The organism is Arthrobacter oryzae (assembly GCF_037911235.1).
GTDB classification, from domain to species: Bacteria; Actinomycetota; Actinomycetes; order Actinomycetales; family Micrococcaceae; genus Arthrobacter; species Arthrobacter oryzae_E.
This window is the reverse complement of the sequence record NZ_JBBLYW010000033.1, coordinates 20,964-38,679: the sequence shown is the minus strand read 5'-3', so window position 1 is coordinate 38,679 and position 17,716 is coordinate 20,964. Positions and strand designations below refer to the sequence as shown.

The 17,716-nt window shown below is 65.6% G+C and carries 19 protein-coding genes; 9 read left to right on the top strand and 10 right to left on the bottom strand.

Features of this window, described 5'->3' with window-relative positions:
• Positions 1–40 precede the first annotated feature (40 nt).
• Positions 41–1,072, bottom strand: a complete 1,032-nt coding sequence (gene dapD / locus WMN78_RS09505) for a 2,3,4,5-tetrahydropyridine-2,6-dicarboxylate N-succinyltransferase (RefSeq protein ID WP_340533506.1) — start codon at positions 1,070–1,072, stop codon at positions 41–43.
• Between the two features lie 50 nt (positions 1,073–1,122).
• Between dapD and dapE the strand changes: the two genes are divergently transcribed.
• Positions 1,123–2,244, top strand: a complete 1,122-nt coding sequence (gene dapE, locus WMN78_RS09500; RefSeq protein ID WP_340533505.1) for a succinyl-diaminopimelate desuccinylase — start codon at positions 1,123–1,125, stop codon at positions 2,242–2,244.
• Between the two features lie 87 nt (positions 2,245–2,331).
• Here the strand turns inward: dapE and WMN78_RS09495 are convergent, their stop codons facing one another.
• From WMN78_RS09495 to WMN78_RS09480, 4 genes are all read right to left on the bottom strand, one after another.
• The gene (locus WMN78_RS09495; protein ID WP_340533504.1) at positions 2,332–3,171 is read right to left on the bottom strand and encodes an ABC transporter permease subunit; all 840 of its coding nucleotides are present in this window, start codon (positions 3,169–3,171) and stop codon (positions 2,332–2,334) included.
• Positions 3,168–3,818, bottom strand: coding sequence for an amino acid ABC transporter permease (locus tag WMN78_RS09490; RefSeq protein ID WP_340533503.1), 651 nt, complete (start codon positions 3,816–3,818; stop codon positions 3,168–3,170). The genes WMN78_RS09495 and WMN78_RS09490 overlap by 4 nt, the downstream gene beginning before the upstream one ends.
• A gap of 96 nt (positions 3,819–3,914) precedes the next feature.
• Positions 3,915–4,799 carry a glutamate ABC transporter substrate-binding protein gene (locus tag WMN78_RS09485; protein ID WP_340533502.1) on the bottom strand — a complete coding sequence of 295 codons (885 nt, stop codon included), beginning with the start codon at positions 4,797–4,799 and terminating at the stop codon, positions 3,915–3,917.
• Between the two features lie 69 nt (positions 4,800–4,868).
• Positions 4,869–5,624, bottom strand: coding sequence for an amino acid ABC transporter ATP-binding protein (locus tag WMN78_RS09480; protein ID WP_340533501.1), 756 nt, complete (start codon positions 5,622–5,624; stop codon positions 4,869–4,871).
• A gap of 164 nt (positions 5,625–5,788) precedes the next feature.
• Between WMN78_RS09480 and WMN78_RS09475 the strand changes: the two genes are divergently transcribed.
• The 4 genes from WMN78_RS09475 to WMN78_RS09460 all read left to right on the top strand — a co-directional run bounded on the left by WMN78_RS09475 (position 5,789) and on the right by WMN78_RS09460 (position 8,734).
• Positions 5,789–6,616, top strand: a complete 828-nt coding sequence (locus WMN78_RS09475) for a TIGR00730 family Rossman fold protein (RefSeq protein ID WP_340533500.1) — start codon at positions 5,789–5,791, stop codon at positions 6,614–6,616.
• Positions 6,617–6,639: 23 nt separating this feature from the next.
• A complete protein-coding gene (locus WMN78_RS09470; RefSeq protein WP_340533499.1) occupies positions 6,640–6,999 on the top strand; it encodes a DivIVA domain-containing protein in 360 nt (119 codons plus the stop codon).
• Between the two features lie 74 nt (positions 7,000–7,073).
• Positions 7,074–8,312 carry a hypothetical protein gene (locus WMN78_RS09465; protein ID WP_340533591.1) on the top strand — a complete coding sequence of 413 codons (1,239 nt, stop codon included), beginning with the start codon at positions 7,074–7,076 and terminating at the stop codon, positions 8,310–8,312.
• Positions 8,313–8,566: 254 nt separating this feature from the next.
• Complete coding sequence (locus WMN78_RS09460) at positions 8,567–8,734, top strand: DUF3117 domain-containing protein (protein WP_009357720.1); 168 nt, start codon at positions 8,567–8,569, stop codon at positions 8,732–8,734.
• 45 nt (positions 8,735–8,779) lie between these two features.
• Here the strand turns inward: WMN78_RS09460 and WMN78_RS09455 are convergent, their stop codons facing one another.
• Entirely contained in the window at positions 8,780–9,412 is a 633-nt protein-coding gene (locus WMN78_RS09455) for an O-methyltransferase (protein WP_305941659.1), read from the bottom strand.
• 298 nt (positions 9,413–9,710) lie between these two features.
• Between WMN78_RS09455 and sigE the strand changes: the two genes are divergently transcribed.
• From sigE to WMN78_RS09440, 3 genes are all read left to right on the top strand, one after another.
• Entirely contained in the window at positions 9,711–10,340 is a 630-nt protein-coding gene (sigE, locus tag WMN78_RS09450; RefSeq protein WP_340533498.1) for an RNA polymerase sigma factor SigE, read from the top strand.
• Between the two features lie 8 nt (positions 10,341–10,348).
• On the top strand, positions 10,349–11,410 hold the full coding sequence (locus WMN78_RS09445; protein WP_340533497.1) for an anti-sigma factor: 1,062 nt from the start codon (positions 10,349–10,351) through the stop codon (positions 11,408–11,410).
• 81 nt (positions 11,411–11,491) lie between these two features.
• Entirely contained in the window at positions 11,492–11,893 is a 402-nt protein-coding gene (locus WMN78_RS09440) for a Sec-independent protein translocase TatB (RefSeq protein WP_340533496.1), read from the top strand.
• 48 nt (positions 11,894–11,941) lie between these two features.
• Here WMN78_RS09440 and WMN78_RS09435 read toward each other — a convergent pair whose 3' ends face one another.
• From WMN78_RS09435 to WMN78_RS09425, 3 genes are read right to left on the bottom strand one after another with little or no spacing between them, the layout of a single operon-like run.
• The gene (locus WMN78_RS09435) at positions 11,942–13,069 is read right to left on the bottom strand and encodes an Mrp/NBP35 family ATP-binding protein (protein WP_340533495.1); all 1,128 of its coding nucleotides are present in this window, start codon (positions 13,067–13,069) and stop codon (positions 11,942–11,944) included.
• Positions 13,070–13,080: 11 nt separating this feature from the next.
• Positions 13,081–13,797: a DUF1003 domain-containing protein gene (locus WMN78_RS09430; RefSeq protein ID WP_340533494.1), complete on the bottom strand. Its 717-nt coding sequence runs from the start codon at positions 13,795–13,797 to the stop codon at positions 13,081–13,083.
• Positions 13,778–15,061, bottom strand: coding sequence for a magnesium transporter MgtE N-terminal domain-containing protein (locus tag WMN78_RS09425; RefSeq protein ID WP_340533493.1), 1,284 nt, complete (start codon positions 15,059–15,061; stop codon positions 13,778–13,780). Before WMN78_RS09425 ends, WMN78_RS09430 begins: the two co-directional genes overlap by 20 nt.
• Positions 15,062–15,137: 76 nt before the next feature.
• Here WMN78_RS09425 and WMN78_RS09420 point away from each other — a divergent pair, with 76 nt between their 5' ends.
• Positions 15,138–16,013, top strand: coding sequence for a general stress protein (locus WMN78_RS09420; protein WP_340533492.1), 876 nt, complete (start codon positions 15,138–15,140; stop codon positions 16,011–16,013).
• Positions 16,014–16,084: 71 nt separating this feature from the next.
• Here the strand turns inward: WMN78_RS09420 and WMN78_RS09415 are convergent, their stop codons facing one another.
• Positions 16,085–17,677: an aminopeptidase P family protein gene (locus WMN78_RS09415; protein ID WP_340533491.1), complete on the bottom strand. Its 1,593-nt coding sequence runs from the start codon at positions 17,675–17,677 to the stop codon at positions 16,085–16,087.
• Positions 17,678–17,716: the final 39 nt, after the last annotated feature.

Sequence of the window (17,716 nt, the reverse complement as noted above, 5' to 3'; positions counted from 1 at the left end):
GGCCCTGATCGGGCCGGTTGACGTCTGCGGGCGGGCGGAATCAGTTGGCGTGGAGGGCCTCATTGAGTTCCACGGTCTGGCCCTTGCGGGGGAGTACCTCCACGGCGCCGTTCGTGGAATTGCGGCGGAACAGCAGGTTGGGCACGCCTGAGAGTTCAACGGCCTTGACCACCTGGGTGGTGTCCTCACCGTCGGCATCCTTCGGTCCGACCACGCGGACTCGGGTGCCGGCCGTGACGTACAGTCCGGCCTCCACCACGGAGTCGTCGCCGATGCTGATCCCGACGCCGGAGTTGGCGCCCAGCAGCACACGCTCGCCGAGGGAGATCTTTTCCTTGCCGCCGCCCGAAAGGGTACCCATGATTGAGGCGCCGCCGCCGACGTCGGTACCGTCGCCGGTGACAACGCCGGCCGAGATGCGGCCTTCCACCATGGAGGTGCCCAGGGTGCCCGCGTTGAAGTTCACGAACCCCTCGTGCATCACCGTGGTTCCCTCGGCAAGGTGCGCGCCAAGCCGGACGCGGCCGGCGTCGGCGATCCGGACGCCCGCAGGCACCACGTAGTCCACCATGCGCGGGAACTTGTCCACGCCGTAGACGGTTACGGCGCCGCGCTTGCGCAGCTTGGCCCGGGTCAGTTCGAAGCCTTCAACGGCAGCCGGGCCGAAGTTCGTCCACACGACATTGGGGAGCTTGCCGAAGATGCCATCCAGGTTGATGGTGTTGGGCTGCACCAGCCGGTGGGAGAGCAGGTGCAGGCGGAGGTAGGCGTCCGCGGTGTCGGCGGGAGCTTCGTCAAGGTGCACCTGGACGAACACCACCCTCTGCTCGGTTCCGCGGTCAGCGTCGCTGCCGGCTGCGGCGATCTCGGCCAGCACGGGATCCGCGCTCTCCACGTTCCGGAGGCTGTCCGCTACGGTTCCCAGCGACGGTGCGGGGAACCAGACGTCCAGCACCGTCGCCTCGCCGTTGCGGGTGGAAATCGTGGCCACGCCGTAGCCATGGGCGGAGCGGGCCTCGGCGGATGCGGAATGGTCGGCGGGCACGGCGGAAGCAGCAGCGGTTTCAGTCATGGTCCCAGTCTATCGAGAGGCGGGAGCAGGTCTCGAACTAGACTGTCCGTGTGACTGCTCAAACCGCCTCTGCCCGCCTGGACCTCCGCCAGGACGTCGCCCTCCTCACCGCGGCGATCATCGACATCAACAGTGTCTCGGCCAATGAGAAGGAGCTGGCCGACGCCGTCGAACATTCCCTGCGGAAGATTCCGCAGCTTGACGTCGTCCGGGACGGCGATTCGATCATTGCCCGCACTGCCCTGGGCCGCGCCGAGCGGGTCATCCTGGCCGGGCACCTGGATACGGTGCCGCTCCCGACCACCGACGGCGCCCTTGGCACCGTCCCCTCGTTCTGGCCCTCGGGCGCGCCGGGGGAAGGGCTCCTGTACGGCCGAGGCGCGACGGACATGAAAGGCGGCGTCGCGGTGCAGCTCGCACTGGCGGCCACCATGTTCGACGGCGGGACGGAACCGAGCAAGGACGTCACCTTCGTGTTCTATGACCATGAGGAAGTGGAAGCGGTGAAGAGCGGCCTCGGCCGGCTGGTCAGGAACCACGGCGGGCTGCTCGAGGGTGACTTTGCCATCCTGCTGGAGCCGACACACGGCACGGTGGAAGGCGGGTGCAACGGCACCATGCGCTTTGAAGCAACCACAGTCGGCGAAGCCGCACATTCTGCCCGGGCATGGATGGGAAGCAACGCCATCCATGCCGCGGCTCGCGTCCTCGCCAGGCTGGCAGCCTATGAACCGGCCACCATCAACGTGGACGGCCTGGACTACCGGGAGAGCCTCAATGCGGTGAAGATCAAGGGAGGCACGGCCGGAAACGTCATTCCTGACCGCTGCGTAGTGGAAATCAACTACCGCTTCGCTCCGGACAAGACGCCGGCACAAGCGGAGGCCCACGTACGGAAACTTCTTGACGGCTTCGAGGTTGTCAAAACGGACAGCGCCGCCGGCGCGCGGCCGGGACTGCATCATCCTGCCGCCGCGTCCTTCGTGGCAGCAGTCGGCGCGGAACCGAAACCCAAGTACGGCTGGACCGACGTCGCGCGTTTCAGCGAACTGGGAATTCCGGCGGTGAATTTCGGGCCCGGTGACCCGCTGCTGGCGCATAAAGATAACGAACACGTCGACGCCGACGCCATCCGTGAGTGCCTCCGGGCGCTGCGGACGTGGCTGGGCTGAGACCGGCCGGTATCCGGCAGCACAGGGGCAGTGCAAGGAAGGGCCCGGATCCTCGCGGATCCGGGCCCTTCCTGACTTTGCCGGGAATTACTTTGCTGCGGTCTCGACGGCAGCAGGCTCGGCCTTGGCCACGCCGCCGGCGGCCTTCTTGGAACCGCGGCGTTCGATCCAGACTGCGATGCGCGAAACGCAGATGTTGATCGCAATGTAGATCGCAGCGGCCACAAAGAAGATCGGGAACAGGAACTGCGTACCCAGGAAGTCAGCCATGACCTGCACGGCGCGGAGCAGTTCACCGTAGGCCACGATGTAGCCCAGGGACGTATCCTTTAGCAGCACCACGAGCTGGGCCACGAGCGAGGGCATCATGCGGCGGACGGCCTGCGGCAGTTCAATCATCATGCGGGACTGGAAACTTGTCAGGCCGATGGTCAGGCCGGCTTCACGCTGACCCTTGGGAAGGGACTGGATGCCGGCGCGGATGATCTCCGCGAAGACGGCCGCGTTGTACAGGACAAGGCCGGCGACCACTGCGATGAACTGGTTGGTGCCGAAAACCAGCAATACGAAGAACATCATCAGGACCACGGGCATGCCGCGAAGGAATTCCAGCACGATCCGGGTGGGAATCCGGATGGCGGGGAGGTCCGATATCCGCAGCAGGCACAGCAGCAGCCCCAGGGGGAACGCGATGACGGCGGCCACGGCGGCGGCGCTCAAGGTTGCGCCGATGCCGTTGCCCAGCAGGGACCAGACGTCCGCCCGCGTGAAGATCGCCCAGCGCCGGCCTTCGAAGATGCCTTGCTGGGCCAGGGTGCTGATGATCCAGGCCAGCAAGCCAAGGATCAGCAGGGATCCGACTACGGAGCCGATCAGTGAAACCCTGCGGGCTTTCGGCCCCGGGACGTCATACAGAACTGAGCTCATCGGACGATCGCCACCTTTCGTTCGACGGTGCTCGCCAGGATGCCCAGCGGAACAGTGATCAGCAGGTAGAAGAAGGCCACTCCGAGGAGAACGGCCAATACCTGGTCGCCATTGGAGTTGGCGAGCTGGCGGCCGTAACCGAACAGCTCCAGAACGAAGAAGGCGCCGGCAACGGAGGAGTTCTTGACCAGTGCGATCAGGATGTTGATCAACGGCGGGATCACCGTCCGCAACGCCTGCGGGAGGATGATGAGGTTCAGCACCTGGCTGAATTTCATGCCGATGCTGCGCGCTGCCTCGGCCTGGCCGACGGGAACGCTGTTGACACCGGAGCGCACAGCTTCAGCGATGAAGGCTGCTGTGTAGGCACTCAGGGCGATGATGGCCGCCACTTCGAACTGCTCAAACTTCACCCCGAGCCTGGGCAGGACGATCGCGGCAAAGAAGAAGGCAATGGTCAGGGGGGTGTTCCGCAGGATCTCCACATAGGTCATGCTGAAGCCGCGGAGGGCAGCAACGGGGGAAACCCGGGCGGCGGCCAGCACTGTTCCCAGCAGGAGGGCGATGACTCCGGATACGGCTGACAGGAACAGGGTTCGGAGAAAGCCCTCCCAGTAAAGTGGCAGGTTATCGATGATGACGTCCATAACATCCTTTGGCTGTGTGTCGCGGACGGGGGCGAAGATGGGAGCGGCAGTTGCCGGAGCCGTGGCAAACGGACTCCGGCAACCGCCCGGCGTTACTTAGTAACGGTTGATGGCCGGGAGTTCCGGAGCCGTCTTGATGACGGAGCCTGCGGTTGCTTCCCAGGCCTTCTTGTAAGACCCGTCCTTGCTGAACTCTTCCAGCTGGTCGTTGATCCAGTTGCGGAAGACGGTGTCATCCTTCTTCAGGCCGATACCGTAGGGCTCCTTGGTGAAGGTCTCGTCCGAGGCCAGCTTGAAGGCGTCAGGTTCCTTGTCCACGAAGCCGGCCAGGATCACGTTGTCGGTGGTGATGGCTTCCACCTGCTTGTTGCGCAGCGGTTCGAGGCAGGCCGAGTAGGTGGCCGCGGGAACGAGTTCCGCTCCGTACTTCTCCACGATGGTGCCGGCAGGGGTGGAACCGGTCACGGAGCACACCTTCTTGCCCTTGACGTCCTCGGGCTTCTTGATGGTGTCGTTGTCCTTATTGACCATAAGCGCCTGGCCGGCCTCATAGTAGGGCCCGGCGAAGCTAACGACCTGCTTGCGCTTGTCGTTGATGGTGTACGTGGCGATCACCAGGTCCACCTTGCCCTGTTCGATAAACGGTTCGCGGTTCGCGGAGACAGTCTCCGACCATTCGATCTTGTCCGCCGCGATGCCCAGCTTGGCGGCGATCAGCTTGCCCATCTCGACGTCAAAGCCGATGGGCTTGCCGTCCAGGCCCACCTGGCCGAACAGGGGCTGGTCGAACTTTGTGCCGATCTTGATGGATCCGGCCGAGGAGAGCTTCTCCATGGTGCTGCCGGCCGCGAAGGTGGGCTTCTCGGCCACGGTGGGGTCGCTGGTAGTGGTGCCGCCGCCGCCGCAGGCGCTCAGTGTCAGGGCGAGGGCTGCTGATGCTGCAACCACAAAGGACTTCCGTCGGGTCAAAAATGCCTTCATGACATTACCTTTCATTGGCGGCCACTGTGGTGGCCTGGGTGCGAACTGAGTAGGTGCGGTCTCGTGGAATCAGTGGGTGAGGAGCTTGGAGAGGAAGTCCTTGGCCCGGCTGCTCTTCGGGTTCGTGAAGAACTCTTCCGGTGTCGCGTCTTCGACGATCTGGCCGTCGGCCATAAATACCACGCGGTCGGCGGCCTTGCGGGCGAAGCCCATCTCGTGGGTGACCACAATCATGGTCATCCCTTCCTTGGCCAGCTGGATCATGACGTCAAGGACCTCATTGATCATTTCCGGGTCCAGGGCCGACGTGGGCTCGTCAAACAGCATGACCTTCGGCTTCATCGCCAGGGCACGGGCAATCGCCACGCGCTGTTGCTGGCCGCCGGAGAGCTGTGCCGGGAGCTTGGGTGCCTGGTGGCCGACGCCCACGCGCTCCAAAAGCGCCATGGCGTCCTTGTCGGCTTGCGCCTTGGCAACGCCCTTGACCTTGATCGGTCCCAGGGTGACGTTTTCCAAGATCGTCTTGTGCGCAAAGAGATTGAACGACTGGAAGACCATTCCGACGTCGGCGCGCAACTTGGCGAGTTCCTTGCCTTCCTCAGGCAGTTCCTTGCCGTCGATGGCGATCTTGCCGTCGTCGATGGTCTCCAGGCGGTTAATGGCCCGGCAGAGTGTGGACTTACCGGAACCGGACGGCCCGATGACCACAACAACTTCGCCCTTACGGACGTTCAGGTTGATGTCCTTGAGTACGTGCAACTGGCCGTAGTGCTTATTCACGGCTTTCAGGGAGACGAGAGCTTCGCCGGGCACTTGAGTAGTCATAAGAGAGAATCTAGCGAACATTAGCGGGATATGACGCCAATCACTCCAACTTCCTGCAGATCGTGATTCAAGAGATACCTGCAGGTCAGGGCCCCGGCTGTCCGCTGCAACTGGAGGGGACGCGCCGGGCGGTGGTGCTGGTCGAAGCGCGCTAGCCTTGGTGGATGAGTACCGATCCGCAGCCTTCTCCAACTCCAGTACCTCCCATTGCCACCCGTCACAAGGGTCCGCTGGAGCTGCGGCGCAAACAGGCAGCGGTGGAGATGTCGGACCAGCACCTGCTGGACACGAAGGGCCCCGGCCAGTTCGTCCACACGGATCCCTGGCGGGTGCTCAGAATCCAAAGTGAGTTCGTGGAAGGCTTCGGCGCACTCGCGGACCTCGGGCCGGCTGTCAGCGTGTTCGGGTCCGCCCGCACCAAGCCCGGCTCGGTCTACTACGAGCTGGGCGTTGAGGTGGGCCGCAAGCTGGCCGAGGCCGGGGTGGCTGTCATCACCGGCGGCGGTCCGGGCTCCATGGAGGCGGCCAACAAAGGCGCAGTCCAGGGTAACGGTGTCTCCGTGGGGCTCGGCATTGAGCTTCCGTTTGAGCAGGGCCTCAACCAGTGGGTGGACCTCGGGATCAACTTCCGCTATTTCTTCGCACGGAAAACCATGTTCGTGAAGTACGCCCAGGGCTTCATCGTGCTTCCCGGCGGACTGGGCACCCTGGACGAACTCTTCGAGGCGATGGTCCTGGTGCAGACCCGGAAGGTCACCTCGTTCCCCATCGTTCTCCTTGGCACCGCGTTCTGGGGACCCATGATCGACTGGATCAGGGGCACGCTGGTGGAAGACGGCATGATCTCCGAGAAGGACCTTGGCCTTATCCAGGTTGTCGATGAACCTGCGCATGCGGTGGACCTCGTCATCCACGGTGCTATCCGGCCGCCGGAGGGCGGCGCCACGGGCAATGGCGCCAGCGGACCGAACGGTAACCAGCGGCCGGAATAGCGGCCCCCTCGGCGTCTGGCACGATGGATCCTGTGAGTTTCTTCCTGATATTCCTCGCCATCGCCCTGATCGGCACCGCGCTCTTCTTCGGAGCTGATTTCGCGTCCGGCATTTTCCGGCGCCGGCGGTCCGGGGAATCGGTTCTGCTGGACGGCTTCGACGAGCCTGTGGCGTCGCTTCCCCCGGTGCTCCTTCCGGCCGAAGCTTCGCCTGCCGACGTCGACCGGATCCGGTTCGCCCTGGGCCTGCGGGGTTACCGCATGGACCAGGTCGATCAGGTACTGGACGAACTCCGCGACCAGCTTGCCGCCAAGGACCGCGAAATCGAACGGCTGCGGGCGGAACTGAATGCTCCGGCGCAGCCGGGGGAGACCGTGCCTTGAGCCGGCCGGGCACTTCCGCCGGCCACGTGGTGCCGGAGGGAACCCAGGGCCTGGACGGCCGGGTACGGAAAGCAATGGCGTCCGCCGCCGCCCGTGTCCGCAGATGGCCTTGGTGGGCGCAGGTGGCATCCGTCTACGCCGCAGCCCGGATTGCCAGCGCCTGCATCTTCATGGCCGCCGCCCTGCACCAGGGAGTCAACCCGTGGTTTCCCGCCAAACCTGACTACTGGAACTTCATCAACATCTGGGATGCCCGCTGGTACGGCGAAGTGCTCCTGAACGGCTACCCGAGCCAGCTTCCCATGGACGAAAGCGGGAACGTCCAGGAGAACGCCTGGGCATTTTATGCGCTCTTTCCGCTGCTGGGGCGGGCAGTATCGGCCATGACGGGCCTGAACCCGGCGCTGGCGCTCACGTTCATTGCCATGGCATCCGGGCTGGGGGCGGCCCTGGTGGCCTACCGTCTTTTCCGGGAAAAAGCCACGCACCGCACGGCGATGTGGGCAGTGGCCTTCTTTTCCACCTTCCCCGTGGCCGCCGTGCTCCAGGTTCCCTATGCCGAATCCCTGAACCTCCTGCTGCTGGCTTCGGCACTGCTGTTGGTGGTGCAACGGCGATATTTGTGGGCGATGCCGGTTGTTGTCATGATGTGCCTTTCCAGGCCAACGGGGGTTCCGTTCGCCGCCATGGCCGGGGGGCTGCTCGCCTACCGGCTGTGGCAGCGCAGCCGTCCCGACTACGGCCGTCCCGATGCGCCACGTCCCGCCGCCCGGGGCAGCCGGGCCGGCGTGCCGCACAGCGGAAGGGAACTGCTGGCCTTGGCGGCCCTTGCCGGAGTCAGCGGGCTGGGTGCCCTGATGTGGCCGGCCATTGCATGGGCAGTGACCGGGGATGCCGCGGCCTACACCAAGACGGAAACCGTCTGGCGCGGCCATGACCTGGTGCCCTTCAAGCCATGGTTCGACACCGGGATCCAGCTATTTGGACCCGTGCTGGGAGTGTTGGCTCCCTTTGTGTTCGTTGCCGTCTTCGGGCTGGTGATGACGTCTACTCCAGTGGTGGCGCTGGGGGCCGAGCTCCGGCTCTGGTGCGTCTGCTATATGGGGTATCTGCTCGTTTTCCTGCACCCCCAGACGAGCACCTTCCGGATGCTGTTGCCGCTCTTCCCACTTGCCCTGGGCGCAGCGCTGGTGTCGCGATCGAAGGCCTACCGCGGCACCGTCGTCGTGATGTTCCTGCTGCTCCAGATTGTCTGGATCGTGTGGTTGTGGGCCTGGGCCCAGCTGCCTGGCGGGGGAGACTATCCGCCGTAAGCGGTCGGCGGAAGTATGACGCAGGACACGGGCGGGCCGCAATTTTCCAAGCAATGAAGAAAATCCATCAATTAGCTACAGCCGGGTAATTACAGGATAATAGGTGTTAAGCATGAACAAATCGCACTCACATTGCGTTTCACACTGTTCAGCCATGGCGGTCGCTGCTAGGCCGTCATAGCGGCTTGATTGACGACGCGGCCACAGCCCGCCCGGGCTGGTAGGTCCTGGGACTATTGGAGGGGATTTTCCTCATGGCGGCTATGAAACCACGCACCGGCGACGGCCCTATGGAAGTAACCAAAGAGGGCCGCAGCCTGATTATGCGTGTGCCGCTCGAAGGCGGGGGGCGGCTTGTGGTCGAACTTAACGCGGCAGAGGCGGCAAACCTCAAGGAATGCCTCGTCGGCGTGACCGAATAGATTTGCTCGGGCAGGGTCCGCGGCCGTATGGCTGCGGGCCCTTCCTTATTTCTTGACCGCCACCAACAGCCCGTCACCCGTAGGCAGCATGGCCGAGGCCAGGCGTTCGTCGTCGCGGATTGCCTTGCCCACCTGCCGAAGAACCACTGTGGTGGAATCCCGGGCCGCCGGGTTGGCTACCCGGTCCTTGTCCAGGGCGTCGTTGATGATCAGCAGTCCGCCGCGCTTCAACAGCCGGATGGCCTGCTCCACATACCCCGGGATGCCCGGCTTGTCCGCGTCAACGAACACCAGGTCGTAGGCGCTGTCGGTCAGTCGCGGCAGGACGTCGCCGGCGCGGCCGGAAATGGTGCGGGTGCGGTTGGCAGGGCTTCCGGCTTCCTGGAAAGCTTCCCGTGCAGCCCTGAGGTGTTCCACGTCCACGTCGATGGTGGTCAGCACCGCCTGGGGACCGAGCCCTCGCAGCAGGCAGACGCCGGACACGCCCGCCCCGGTTCCGATTTCCACTGCTGTCTGCGCTTTCGATGCCGCCGCCAGTACCGTCAGCACCGCTCCCACACCAGGTCCCACGGGAGTCACGCCCAGCTCAAAGGAACGCTCCCGAGCATGCAGAAGTACTTCGTCCTCGGCAGGCAGATCTTCTGCATAGGACCAGCTCGTGGACTTATCGGCGCTCATGAGGGTTCGCTTTCTGGGCGGCAGGGGAGTGTTCCTAACAGCGTACTGTGTCCGGCGGGGCCCGGCCCGGAGGTGACGGCGCGGCAGGCTGTGGCTGCCGTGGGGATGTGACGCGAACCACGGCTCTACCGCGCGGGGCGACGCTGCTTTCCGCCCAAGGCTGAAGCGCCGGGATAGTCAGGAAATTCCCAGCCAACTTTGAAATGATGGTTATCCGCTCATCCACGAGGTGATCGGCGCCGAAGTACTGGTGTCAGCACCATCCAGGCGTTAGTACCATCCACGAGGGGAGTGGACGATGTCAGCATCAGTTGTGGCACCTGTCCCGGCAATTGAAGATTCAGTAGCCCAGCCGGACGCCGAGTGGGTTCGGCCGACCTGGGAGGAAGTGGTCACGAACCACTCCGCCAAGGTATACCGCCTTGCCTATCGTCTGACCGGTAACAAGTACGACGCCGAGGACCTCACCCAGGAGGTATTCGTCCGCGTCTTCCGATCGCTGGAGAACTTCAAGCCGGGCACCCTCGATGGCTGGCTGCACCGGATCACCACCAACCTCTTCCTGGACCAGGCGCGGCGCAAGAGCCGCATCCGCTTCGATGCCCTCGCCGAAGACGCCGAATCACGGCTGCCCGGCCGCGAACCCGGCCCGGAACAGAGCTTCGAATTCAACAACCTGGACCTCGACGTGCAGGCCGCCCTGGAGGAACTGCCGCCGGACTTCCGGGCCGCCGTCGTCCTTTGTGACCTCGAAGGCCTGTCCTACGATGAAGTGGCCGAGGCACTCGGCGTCAAGCTCGGAACCGTACGATCCCGCATCCACCGCGGACGCACCATGCTCCGGGAAAAGCTGGCGCACCGCGACCCCCGCACCAGGCAGTCCCTCAAGCCGCGGCTTAAGCTGCCGCGCATCGCCGGCATCCTCTGATCGGCTCCATGGGTCGACTGAGAAACCTGCTGCGTGGCCTGGGAGGCAACTGTACGCGCGGGCTCCTGCCGCGCAGCACGCGCGGCCGCAGCACCAAGCACACCGAATCCTGCCCCGAGTGCACGTCGCGCCAGTGGCGTGAGCGCCAGTACCTTGAGCGAATGCGCAGTGCGTCGATTCCTGCCGCGAGTGACGACTTCACGGCCCGGTTGCTGGCCCGGACACAGCAGCTTGCCATGGAGGCCGGCGGGGCGCCGGCCGGGAACACCGCGCACCGGAACACCTTCGCCGGGTCCCCTGCACTGAAGGCGCTGGGCCTCGCCGCAGGCGGAGCCGTGGCAGCGGCCGGAATGGTCTCCGCCGCCGCCTACTTCGTGGCCGGTGATTCCAGGCCTATGGCAGATGCTGCCTCGACGCTGTCGTTGCGGCAGGAATCCGCTTTCGGACTGCAGGCCTCGGCCGGCGACGCGTCCCTGGGAACTGGTGCCATGCTGACGGCGGCTGATCTGGAGGGCCTCCGCGAACGGGGGTGGTCATGCCCGGAGCTTCGTGACATGGGGTTCCACCTCCTCTGGGCGCGGCGTGAAGCCGTTGCGGGCCAGCCGGTCCTGGAACTGCGGCTCACGGACGGGAAACACTTTGCCACTGTCCTGGAACAGCATTCGCAGCCAGTTGCTGCAGGCGCTGCGCCACTGGGCGCGCCGCTGTCATCGCCCACGAATATCCTGACGGGTCGCCCCGCCGCGGACGACGGCTTCCTGCGTGCGCCCGACGGTACCGGCACCTCCGCAGCAGGAGGGTCCGGGGAGCTGTGGATCAACGCGTCCGCGCCGTGGCGGGCCATCTACACGGCCCCCGGCGTGACGTTCACGTATGTATCGGACCTTCCCGCGGATTCTGCGGACGACGGCGTGGCAGCGCTGGTTCGCGCGGGTACCGGCACTTCCCTGTCCGGCGTCGCGGTGCCCGGAGCGCCCGGAGCGGGTGGCAGTCCGGGAGCCGGGCCGGAAGACCTGCCGACGAGGCTGGAGCGCGGTCTGGGGCGCATCGTGGAGCTTTTTAAGCCATGACCCATCTGTCCGGCACGGCCGGTTCGTGGCGCACGATGGCGGAATCGTCACCAGTGCGCCGGAGAGGGTAATCTTCCTAGGGTGTTTGGAATCAACGGCCCGGAGTTTCTTCTTCTGCTGATCATCGGCGTCCTGGTGATCGGCCCCAGCCGGTTGCCCGAATACACCCAGAAACTGGCGAACCTGGTCAAGGAAGTCCGCCGGATGGCCTCCGGCGCCCGGGAGCAGATCAAGGACGAAGTCGGCATCGACATCGACGAGGTCGACTGGAAGAAATACGATCCGCGCCAGTACGATCCGCGCCGGATCATCAAGGAAGCCCTGCTCGACGACGACATCAAGCCCGTGAGCGCCGGGGCCCCTGCTGCGGTCGCGGCGGTTGCGTCCGCCTCGGCCGCATCCTACGCGGAGGAACGTCCGGCACGCGTCATCGAACGGCTGGCCGAGGGCGAGCGGGCCCCCTTCGACTCCGAGGCCACCTAAGCCGGGCTTTCGACCGGCTCAGTCGGCGAGCCGAAACACCGGCTCAAATCACCGGGGCTGGAGGCCCAGCTTCAAGCCCGTCAGGCCCCGCGGCCTGGCGGCGAGCTTGCCCGCAATCCCCGTGAGCGCCCTGGCGGCCGGAGTATCGGGGCGGCCGAGCACGATCGGTTCGCCGGCATCGCCGCCCTCGCGAAGCAGGATGTCCAGGGGTATCTGGCCCAGAAGCGGCACGTCCGTCCCCACTGTAGCGGTCAGCCGTTCGGCGAGCACAGCGCCGCCGCCGCTGCCGAACAGTTCCATCCTGCCGCCGTCGGGCATTTCAAGGAACGACATGTTCTCCACAACCCCGGCCACCGACTGCCCCGTCTGCGTGGCAATGGCGCCGGCCCGTTCCGCGACGTCGGCGGCAGCTGCCTGCGGGGTGGTCACCACCAGGATCTCGGCCTTGGGAAGCAGTTGCGCCACGGAGATGGCGATGTCCCCGGTGCCCGGAGGCAGGTCAAGGAACAGGGCGTCCAGGTCGCCGAAATAGACGTCGGTGAGGAACTGTTCAAGGGCCCGGTGGAGCATGGGTCCGCGCCATGCCACCGGCTGGTTGCCCTTGACGAACATGCCGATGGAAATGACCTTCACGCCGTACGCGACCGGCGGCAGGATCATGTCGTCCACGCGCGTGGGGGCCTGGCCGATGCCCATGAGGGCCGGGACGGAGAACCCGTACACGTCGGCGTCGATGATGCCGACGCGCAAGCCCTGGGCAGCCATGGCGCAGGCGAGGTTGACGGTCACGGAGGACTTGCCCACTCCGCCCTTGCCGCTGGCCACGGCAAAAACCTTCGTGAGCGAACCGGGCTGGTTGAACGGGATGCCGCGCTGGCCGCCGGGTCCGCGGAGCTTCTCCTTGAGGGCGTCCCGCTGCTCCTGGGTCATGACCTTGAGTTCGACGTCGACGGCGGTCACGCCGGGGACCGCGGACAGCGCGGCCTCGGAGTCAGCGGTGATGGTGCCGCGCAGCGGGCACCCTGCGATGGTCAGAAGCACCACGAGCCGGACCCGGCCGTCGTCGGCGATGTCCACGGATTCCACCATGCCGAGGTCGGTGATGGGCCGGCGCAGTTCGGGGTCAATGACAGTGGCCAGCGCAGCGTCCACTGCCTGGGCCAGGGGGGTGCTCATGCGGTCGGTGCTCAGCTTTCGGGGGTGTTGAGGTGCGCGGGGTAGCCGCGGTGTTCGGGCTTGACCTTGGGGATCTGCTGGGTCCGGGGGTTGCGCTGCTTGTCGCGCCGTTCCTTCAGCCGCTCTTTGACCTTGTCCTTGGGGGACTCGTGGGTGCCCTCGCCGGACGGATCATGCGTGCGGAGTTCCTCCTGCGCCTCCAGCATGTCCTCCAGGAGGCTCCGAAGTTCGGCGCGGACGTAGTCACGGGTGGCCACTTCGCGCAGTGCGATGCGCAGCGACGCCAGTTCCCGGGTGAGGTATTCGGTGTCGGAGAGATTGCGTTCCGCGCGCTGGCGGTCCTGCTGCAGCGACACACGGTCGCGGTCGTCCTGACGGTTCTGGGCGAGCAGCAGCAGCGGCGCAGCGTAGGAGGCCTGCAGGGACAGCATCAGCGTGAGCAGGGTGAATCCAAGCGCCCGTGAATCGAACTGCCAGTCCAGCGGCGCCCAGGTGTTCCAGGCCAGCCAGACCACAACGAACACCGTCATGTAGACCAGGAACTGCGGCGTGCCCATGAAGCGGGCGAAGCCTTCCGTGGCGTGGCCGAAGGCGTCCGGGTTGGGGGAGAACTTAGGCAGGATCCGCTGGCGGCCGCTCAGTGGCGTGTCCAGGCCGGCCGTGATCTTGGCTCCCGGACGGTTGCCGGAGTTCCTCGGTGAGCTGAGATCAGCCAATGCGGCCTCCAAGTTTCCTTATCGGGGCGTCATCATCGTGGGCGCGCCAGTCATCCGGCAGCAGATGGTCCAGCACATCGTCAACAGTCACCGCCCCCACAAGCCGACCGTCGCTGTTGACGACGGGGAGCGAGTTCAGGTTGTAGGTGGCCAGGGTGCGGGCCACCTCGCTGATGTGCGCCTGGTCAGACACGGGTTCGAGGTTCTTGTCCACAAGGTTTCCGAGCGGCTCCGGCGGTGGGTAGCGAAGGAGCTGCTGGATGTGGACCACGCCAAGGAACCGTCCCGTGGGTGTTTCCAGCGGCGGCCGGGCGATGAAGATCGACGACGCCAGCGCGGGTGAGAGCTCTTCGCGCCGGACGTGGGCCAGGGCCTCAGCCACCGTGGCCTCGGGCGGGAGGATGACCGGAACAGGGGTCATCAGGCCGCCGGCAGTGTCTTCGTCATATTCCAGGAGGCGGCGGACGTCCTCGGCGCCTTCAGGTTCCATCAGCTGGAGGAGTTCCTCGGCCTGTGCCGAGGGGAGTTCGGCGAGGAGGTCGGCGGCGTCGTCCGGATCCATCTCCTCAAGGACGTCGGCGGCGCGGTTGACGTCAAGGGCGGAGAGGATTTCCACCTGGTCGCCCTCCGGCATCTCCTGCAGGACGTCGGCGAGCCGCTCATCCTGCAGCTCGCTGGCCACCTCGAAGCGGCGTTTGTCGCTCATTTCCTGGAGGGCTTCGGCGAAGTCGGCCGGCTTCAGGTCCTCGTGCGTTGCCACGAACTGGGTGGCGGCCTGGGGCTCCGTACGGGCGCCCTGCTGGGCGTCGGCCCAGTCGATGATCATGGTCTCGTTGCGGCGCAGCCGGCTCAGCGGCGAGAGCGAGTGGCCGCGGCGCACGAACAGCTTGCTGACGAACCAGTCGCCGGAACGGTGCCGGTCCATGGCGATGTCCTCGATGGTGGCGTCGCCGCTGCCGTCCGCCAGGGTCACCCGGCGGTCGAACATTTCGGCCACCACCAGGGTTTCGGCGCCGCGCTGTTCGAAGCGGCGCAGGTTCACCAGGCCGGTGCAGATGACCTGGGTCTGGTCGATCGAGGTGATCCGCGTCATCGGGACAAAGACCCGCTTCTTGCCGGGGACTTCCACCACGATGCCCACCACGTGGGGCGCGCCCCTGGTGCCGCGGGAGAGCACGACAACATCGCGCAGCCTGCCGAGCCGGTCACCCAGGGGGTCGAAGACATCCAGTCCGAGAAGGCGCGCAACAAACACCCGCGAAAGATTTGTGCTCACCTGTACAGGCTACCGAGTCTGCTCTCTTTTAGCTGAATTTCAGCGTGCACCCAGCCGGATGGGCAAGAATGGATGTATGTCAAACATTTTTGGTGCTCCCAAGGCCGGTGTCCCGAACGGGCCGGATGAATTCCGCACGGTTCCGGCCGGGGACACCGTCGGTTCCTACAGCTCCTACCTGGACGCCCAGAAAGCGGTGGACTACCTGGCCGACCAGCAGTTCCCGGTCCAGCTGGTGTCGATCGTGGGCAACGACCTGAAGATGGTGGAACGGGTCACCGGCCGGCTGAGCTACCCCCGTGTCGCCTTGTCCGGCGCACTGAGCGGAATGTGGTTTGGCCTGTTTGTCGGCGTCATGCTGTCCTTCTTCTCGCCCACCGGCGGCTACTTCTCGATTGTGACCTCGGTGCTCATGGGTGCGGCATTCTTCATGCTCTTCGGCATCGTCACCTATGCGATGCAGCGCGGGAAGCGTGACTTCACGTCAACAAGCCAGGTGGTGGCCACAAACTACGACGTCGTGGTGGCCTTCGAGGCATCGCATGAGGCACGGCGCATGCTCCAGCAGCTGCCGATGACCACCTCTGACGCGACAGCCGGAACCCCAACGTACGGCCAGGGCGGCTATCAAAACCAGCCCTACCAGCAGCCCGGGCACCAGCAGGGAACCGGACCCCAGCGGCCCGCCGGCTGGAACGACCCCTACGGCCAACGGACGCCTGAAGCAGGGACCCAGCCGGCCACCGGCGCGCATGCAGCCGCCGGCCCGGACGCTGCCGGACAGCAGGCGCCTTCCGAGGAGCACCCCCAGCACCGGGCCGCACCGACGCCCGCCGTGCGCTACCCGGACCTCCCCGATGGCAGGCCGCAGTATGGTGTCCGCGTGACCGACCAGCCCAAACAGGAAGACGGTCCGAAGCACGAGCCCGCCGAGGGCGACACCCAGCGGTAGCCCGCTAGCACCAAAAGGCCTCCGTCCGGACGAACCGGACAGAGGCCTTTTGTGCATCCCCTGTATTCGACTTAGGGGTGCGTGGTATCGATTTCCTGGTAGATGCCCGCCATCCAGGACTCGACGTCGTCGGCCTTCCGGGGGAGGGCGGCACTGAGGTTGACCGGGCCGTCGGCAGTCATGAGGATGTCGTCCTCGATCCGGACGCCGATGCCGCGGTACTCTGCCGGAATCGCGAGGTCCTCGTTCTTGAAATACAGGCCGGGCTCGATCGTGAACACCATGCCCGGGGTAAGGATGCCGTCCAGGTACAGCTCGCGCTTGGCCTGGGCGCAGTCGTGCACGTCGAGGCCCAGGTGGTGGCTGGTGCCGTGCGGCATCCAGCGGCGGTGCTGCTGGCCCTCGGGGCTGATGGCTTCCTCAACGGAGACGGGCAGCAAACCCCATTCGGCCAGCCTCTCGGCCAGGACTGTGGTAGCGGCCGTGTGGATATCGCGGAACTTGGTGCCGGGCTGCGCCGCGGCGAAGCCGGCGTCCGCGGCGTCCAGGACGGCTTCGTAGACCTTCCGCTGGACTTCGGTGAACGTGCCGTTGGCGGGAAGCGTGCGGGTGACGTCCGCGGTGTACAGGGAATCAGCCTCCACGCCTGCGTCCAGCAGCAGCAGTTCGCCGGCGTTGACCTTTCCTGTGTTCCGGGTCCAGTGCAGCACGGTGGCGTTGTTGCCCGAGGCCGCGATGGTGTCATAGCCCAGTTCGTTGCCTTCTTCCCGGGCACGGGCGAAGAAGGCGCCTTCCACCACGCGTTCTCCGCGCTGGTGAGTCAGGGCGCGGGGGAGCGCCTTGACGACCTCGGTGAACCCTTCCACCGTGGCAGCCACCGCGATTTTCATCTGCTCGACTTCCCACGGGTCCTTCAGCAGGCGGAGCTCGGAGAGGGCTTCCGTGAGCTTCTCATCGAGGGCATCCAGCACGCCCAGGTCCAGGTTGTCGGGGTCCTTGGCCGTGTTGTAGCGGGCCGTGTCCACCAGGGCATCGATGTTGTCATCCACCTTGCGGACCAGCCGGATGGAGATGCCGCCGATTTCCGGGGCGCCCACGTTCTTCGTGATGGCGAGTTCCAGCTGGTCGATGTGTGCGGTGGCCAGGCCCAGCCTCCGCTCGAATTCGGCGAGCGTGGGGCGGGCGCCGATCCAGAATTCGCCGGAGCGGGAGTCGGCGTAGAACTGTTCGGTGTCCCGGCCCGCCAGGGGCCGGAAGTACAGCGTGGCGCGGTGGTTCCCGCCGTCGTCGCCTGTTCCTTCTTCAACGGGTTCCAGGATGAGCACGGCGTCCGGCTCGTGGTCCAGGCCCAGGCCGGTCAGGTGCGCAAAGCCGGAGTGCGGGCGGAAGCGGTAGTCGCAGTCATTGGAACGGACCTTCAGCGGCCCGGCGGGGACAACCAGCCGTTCACCCTTGAACAGGCCGGAAATCGCGCGACGCCGGGCGGCGGCGTGGTCGGCCACGGCGTCCCGATCGGGGAGTTCTTGTGCCGAGGGCGCCCAGTTGCTGGCCATAAAGGCCTTGAAGGCGTCGGAACTGGGCCGCTGCGAGCGGTTGTTGACGCGCTCTTCGAGGGGCTGGGTTGCTGTAGTTTCACCGTTGTAGGTGTTGTCTGCATCGTTCACCGTCCCATAGTCTCACCAGCGGCGTGGCCGCGGCCACCG

Bases quoted from the DNA above. Each gene is read 5' to 3' on its own strand.
- WMN78_RS09435 (WP_340533495.1), bottom strand. From the start codon at position 13,069: ATGAGCACCCCCCTGGCCCAGGCAGTGGACGCTGCGCTGGCCACTGTC.
- WMN78_RS09460 (WP_009357720.1), top strand. From the start codon at position 8,567: ATGGCGGCTATGAAACCACGCACCGGCGACGGCCCTATGGAAGTAACC.
- WMN78_RS09485 (WP_340533502.1), bottom strand. From the start codon at position 4,799: ATGAAGGCATTTTTGACCCGACGGAAGTCCTTTGTGGTTGCAGCATCA.
- sigE (WP_340533498.1), top strand. From the start codon at position 9,711: ATGTCAGCATCAGTTGTGGCACCTGTCCCGGCAATTGAAGATTCAGTA.
- dapD (WP_340533506.1), bottom strand. From the start codon at position 1,072: ATGACTGAAACCGCTGCTGCTTCCGCCGTGCCCGCCGACCATTCCGCA.
- WMN78_RS09455 (WP_305941659.1), bottom strand. From the start codon at position 9,412: ATGAGCGCCGATAAGTCCACGAGCTGGTCCTATGCAGAAGATCTGCCT.
- WMN78_RS09445 (WP_340533497.1), top strand. From the start codon at position 10,349: ATGGGTCGACTGAGAAACCTGCTGCGTGGCCTGGGAGGCAACTGTACG.
- WMN78_RS09470 (WP_340533499.1), top strand. From the start codon at position 6,640: ATGGATCCTGTGAGTTTCTTCCTGATATTCCTCGCCATCGCCCTGATC.
- WMN78_RS09490 (WP_340533503.1), bottom strand. From the start codon at position 3,818: ATGGACGTCATCATCGATAACCTGCCACTTTACTGGGAGGGCTTTCTC.
- WMN78_RS09465 (WP_340533591.1), top strand. From the start codon at position 7,074: ATGGCGTCCGCCGCCGCCCGTGTCCGCAGATGGCCTTGGTGGGCGCAG.
- WMN78_RS09475 (WP_340533500.1), top strand. From the start codon at position 5,789: ATGAGTACCGATCCGCAGCCTTCTCCAACTCCAGTACCTCCCATTGCC.
- WMN78_RS09480 (WP_340533501.1), bottom strand. From the start codon at position 5,624: ATGACTACTCAAGTGCCCGGCGAAGCTCTCGTCTCCCTGAAAGCCGTG.
- WMN78_RS09420 (WP_340533492.1), top strand. From the start codon at position 15,138: ATGTCAAACATTTTTGGTGCTCCCAAGGCCGGTGTCCCGAACGGGCCG.
- WMN78_RS09495 (WP_340533504.1), bottom strand. From the start codon at position 3,171: ATGAGCTCAGTTCTGTATGACGTCCCGGGGCCGAAAGCCCGCAGGGTT.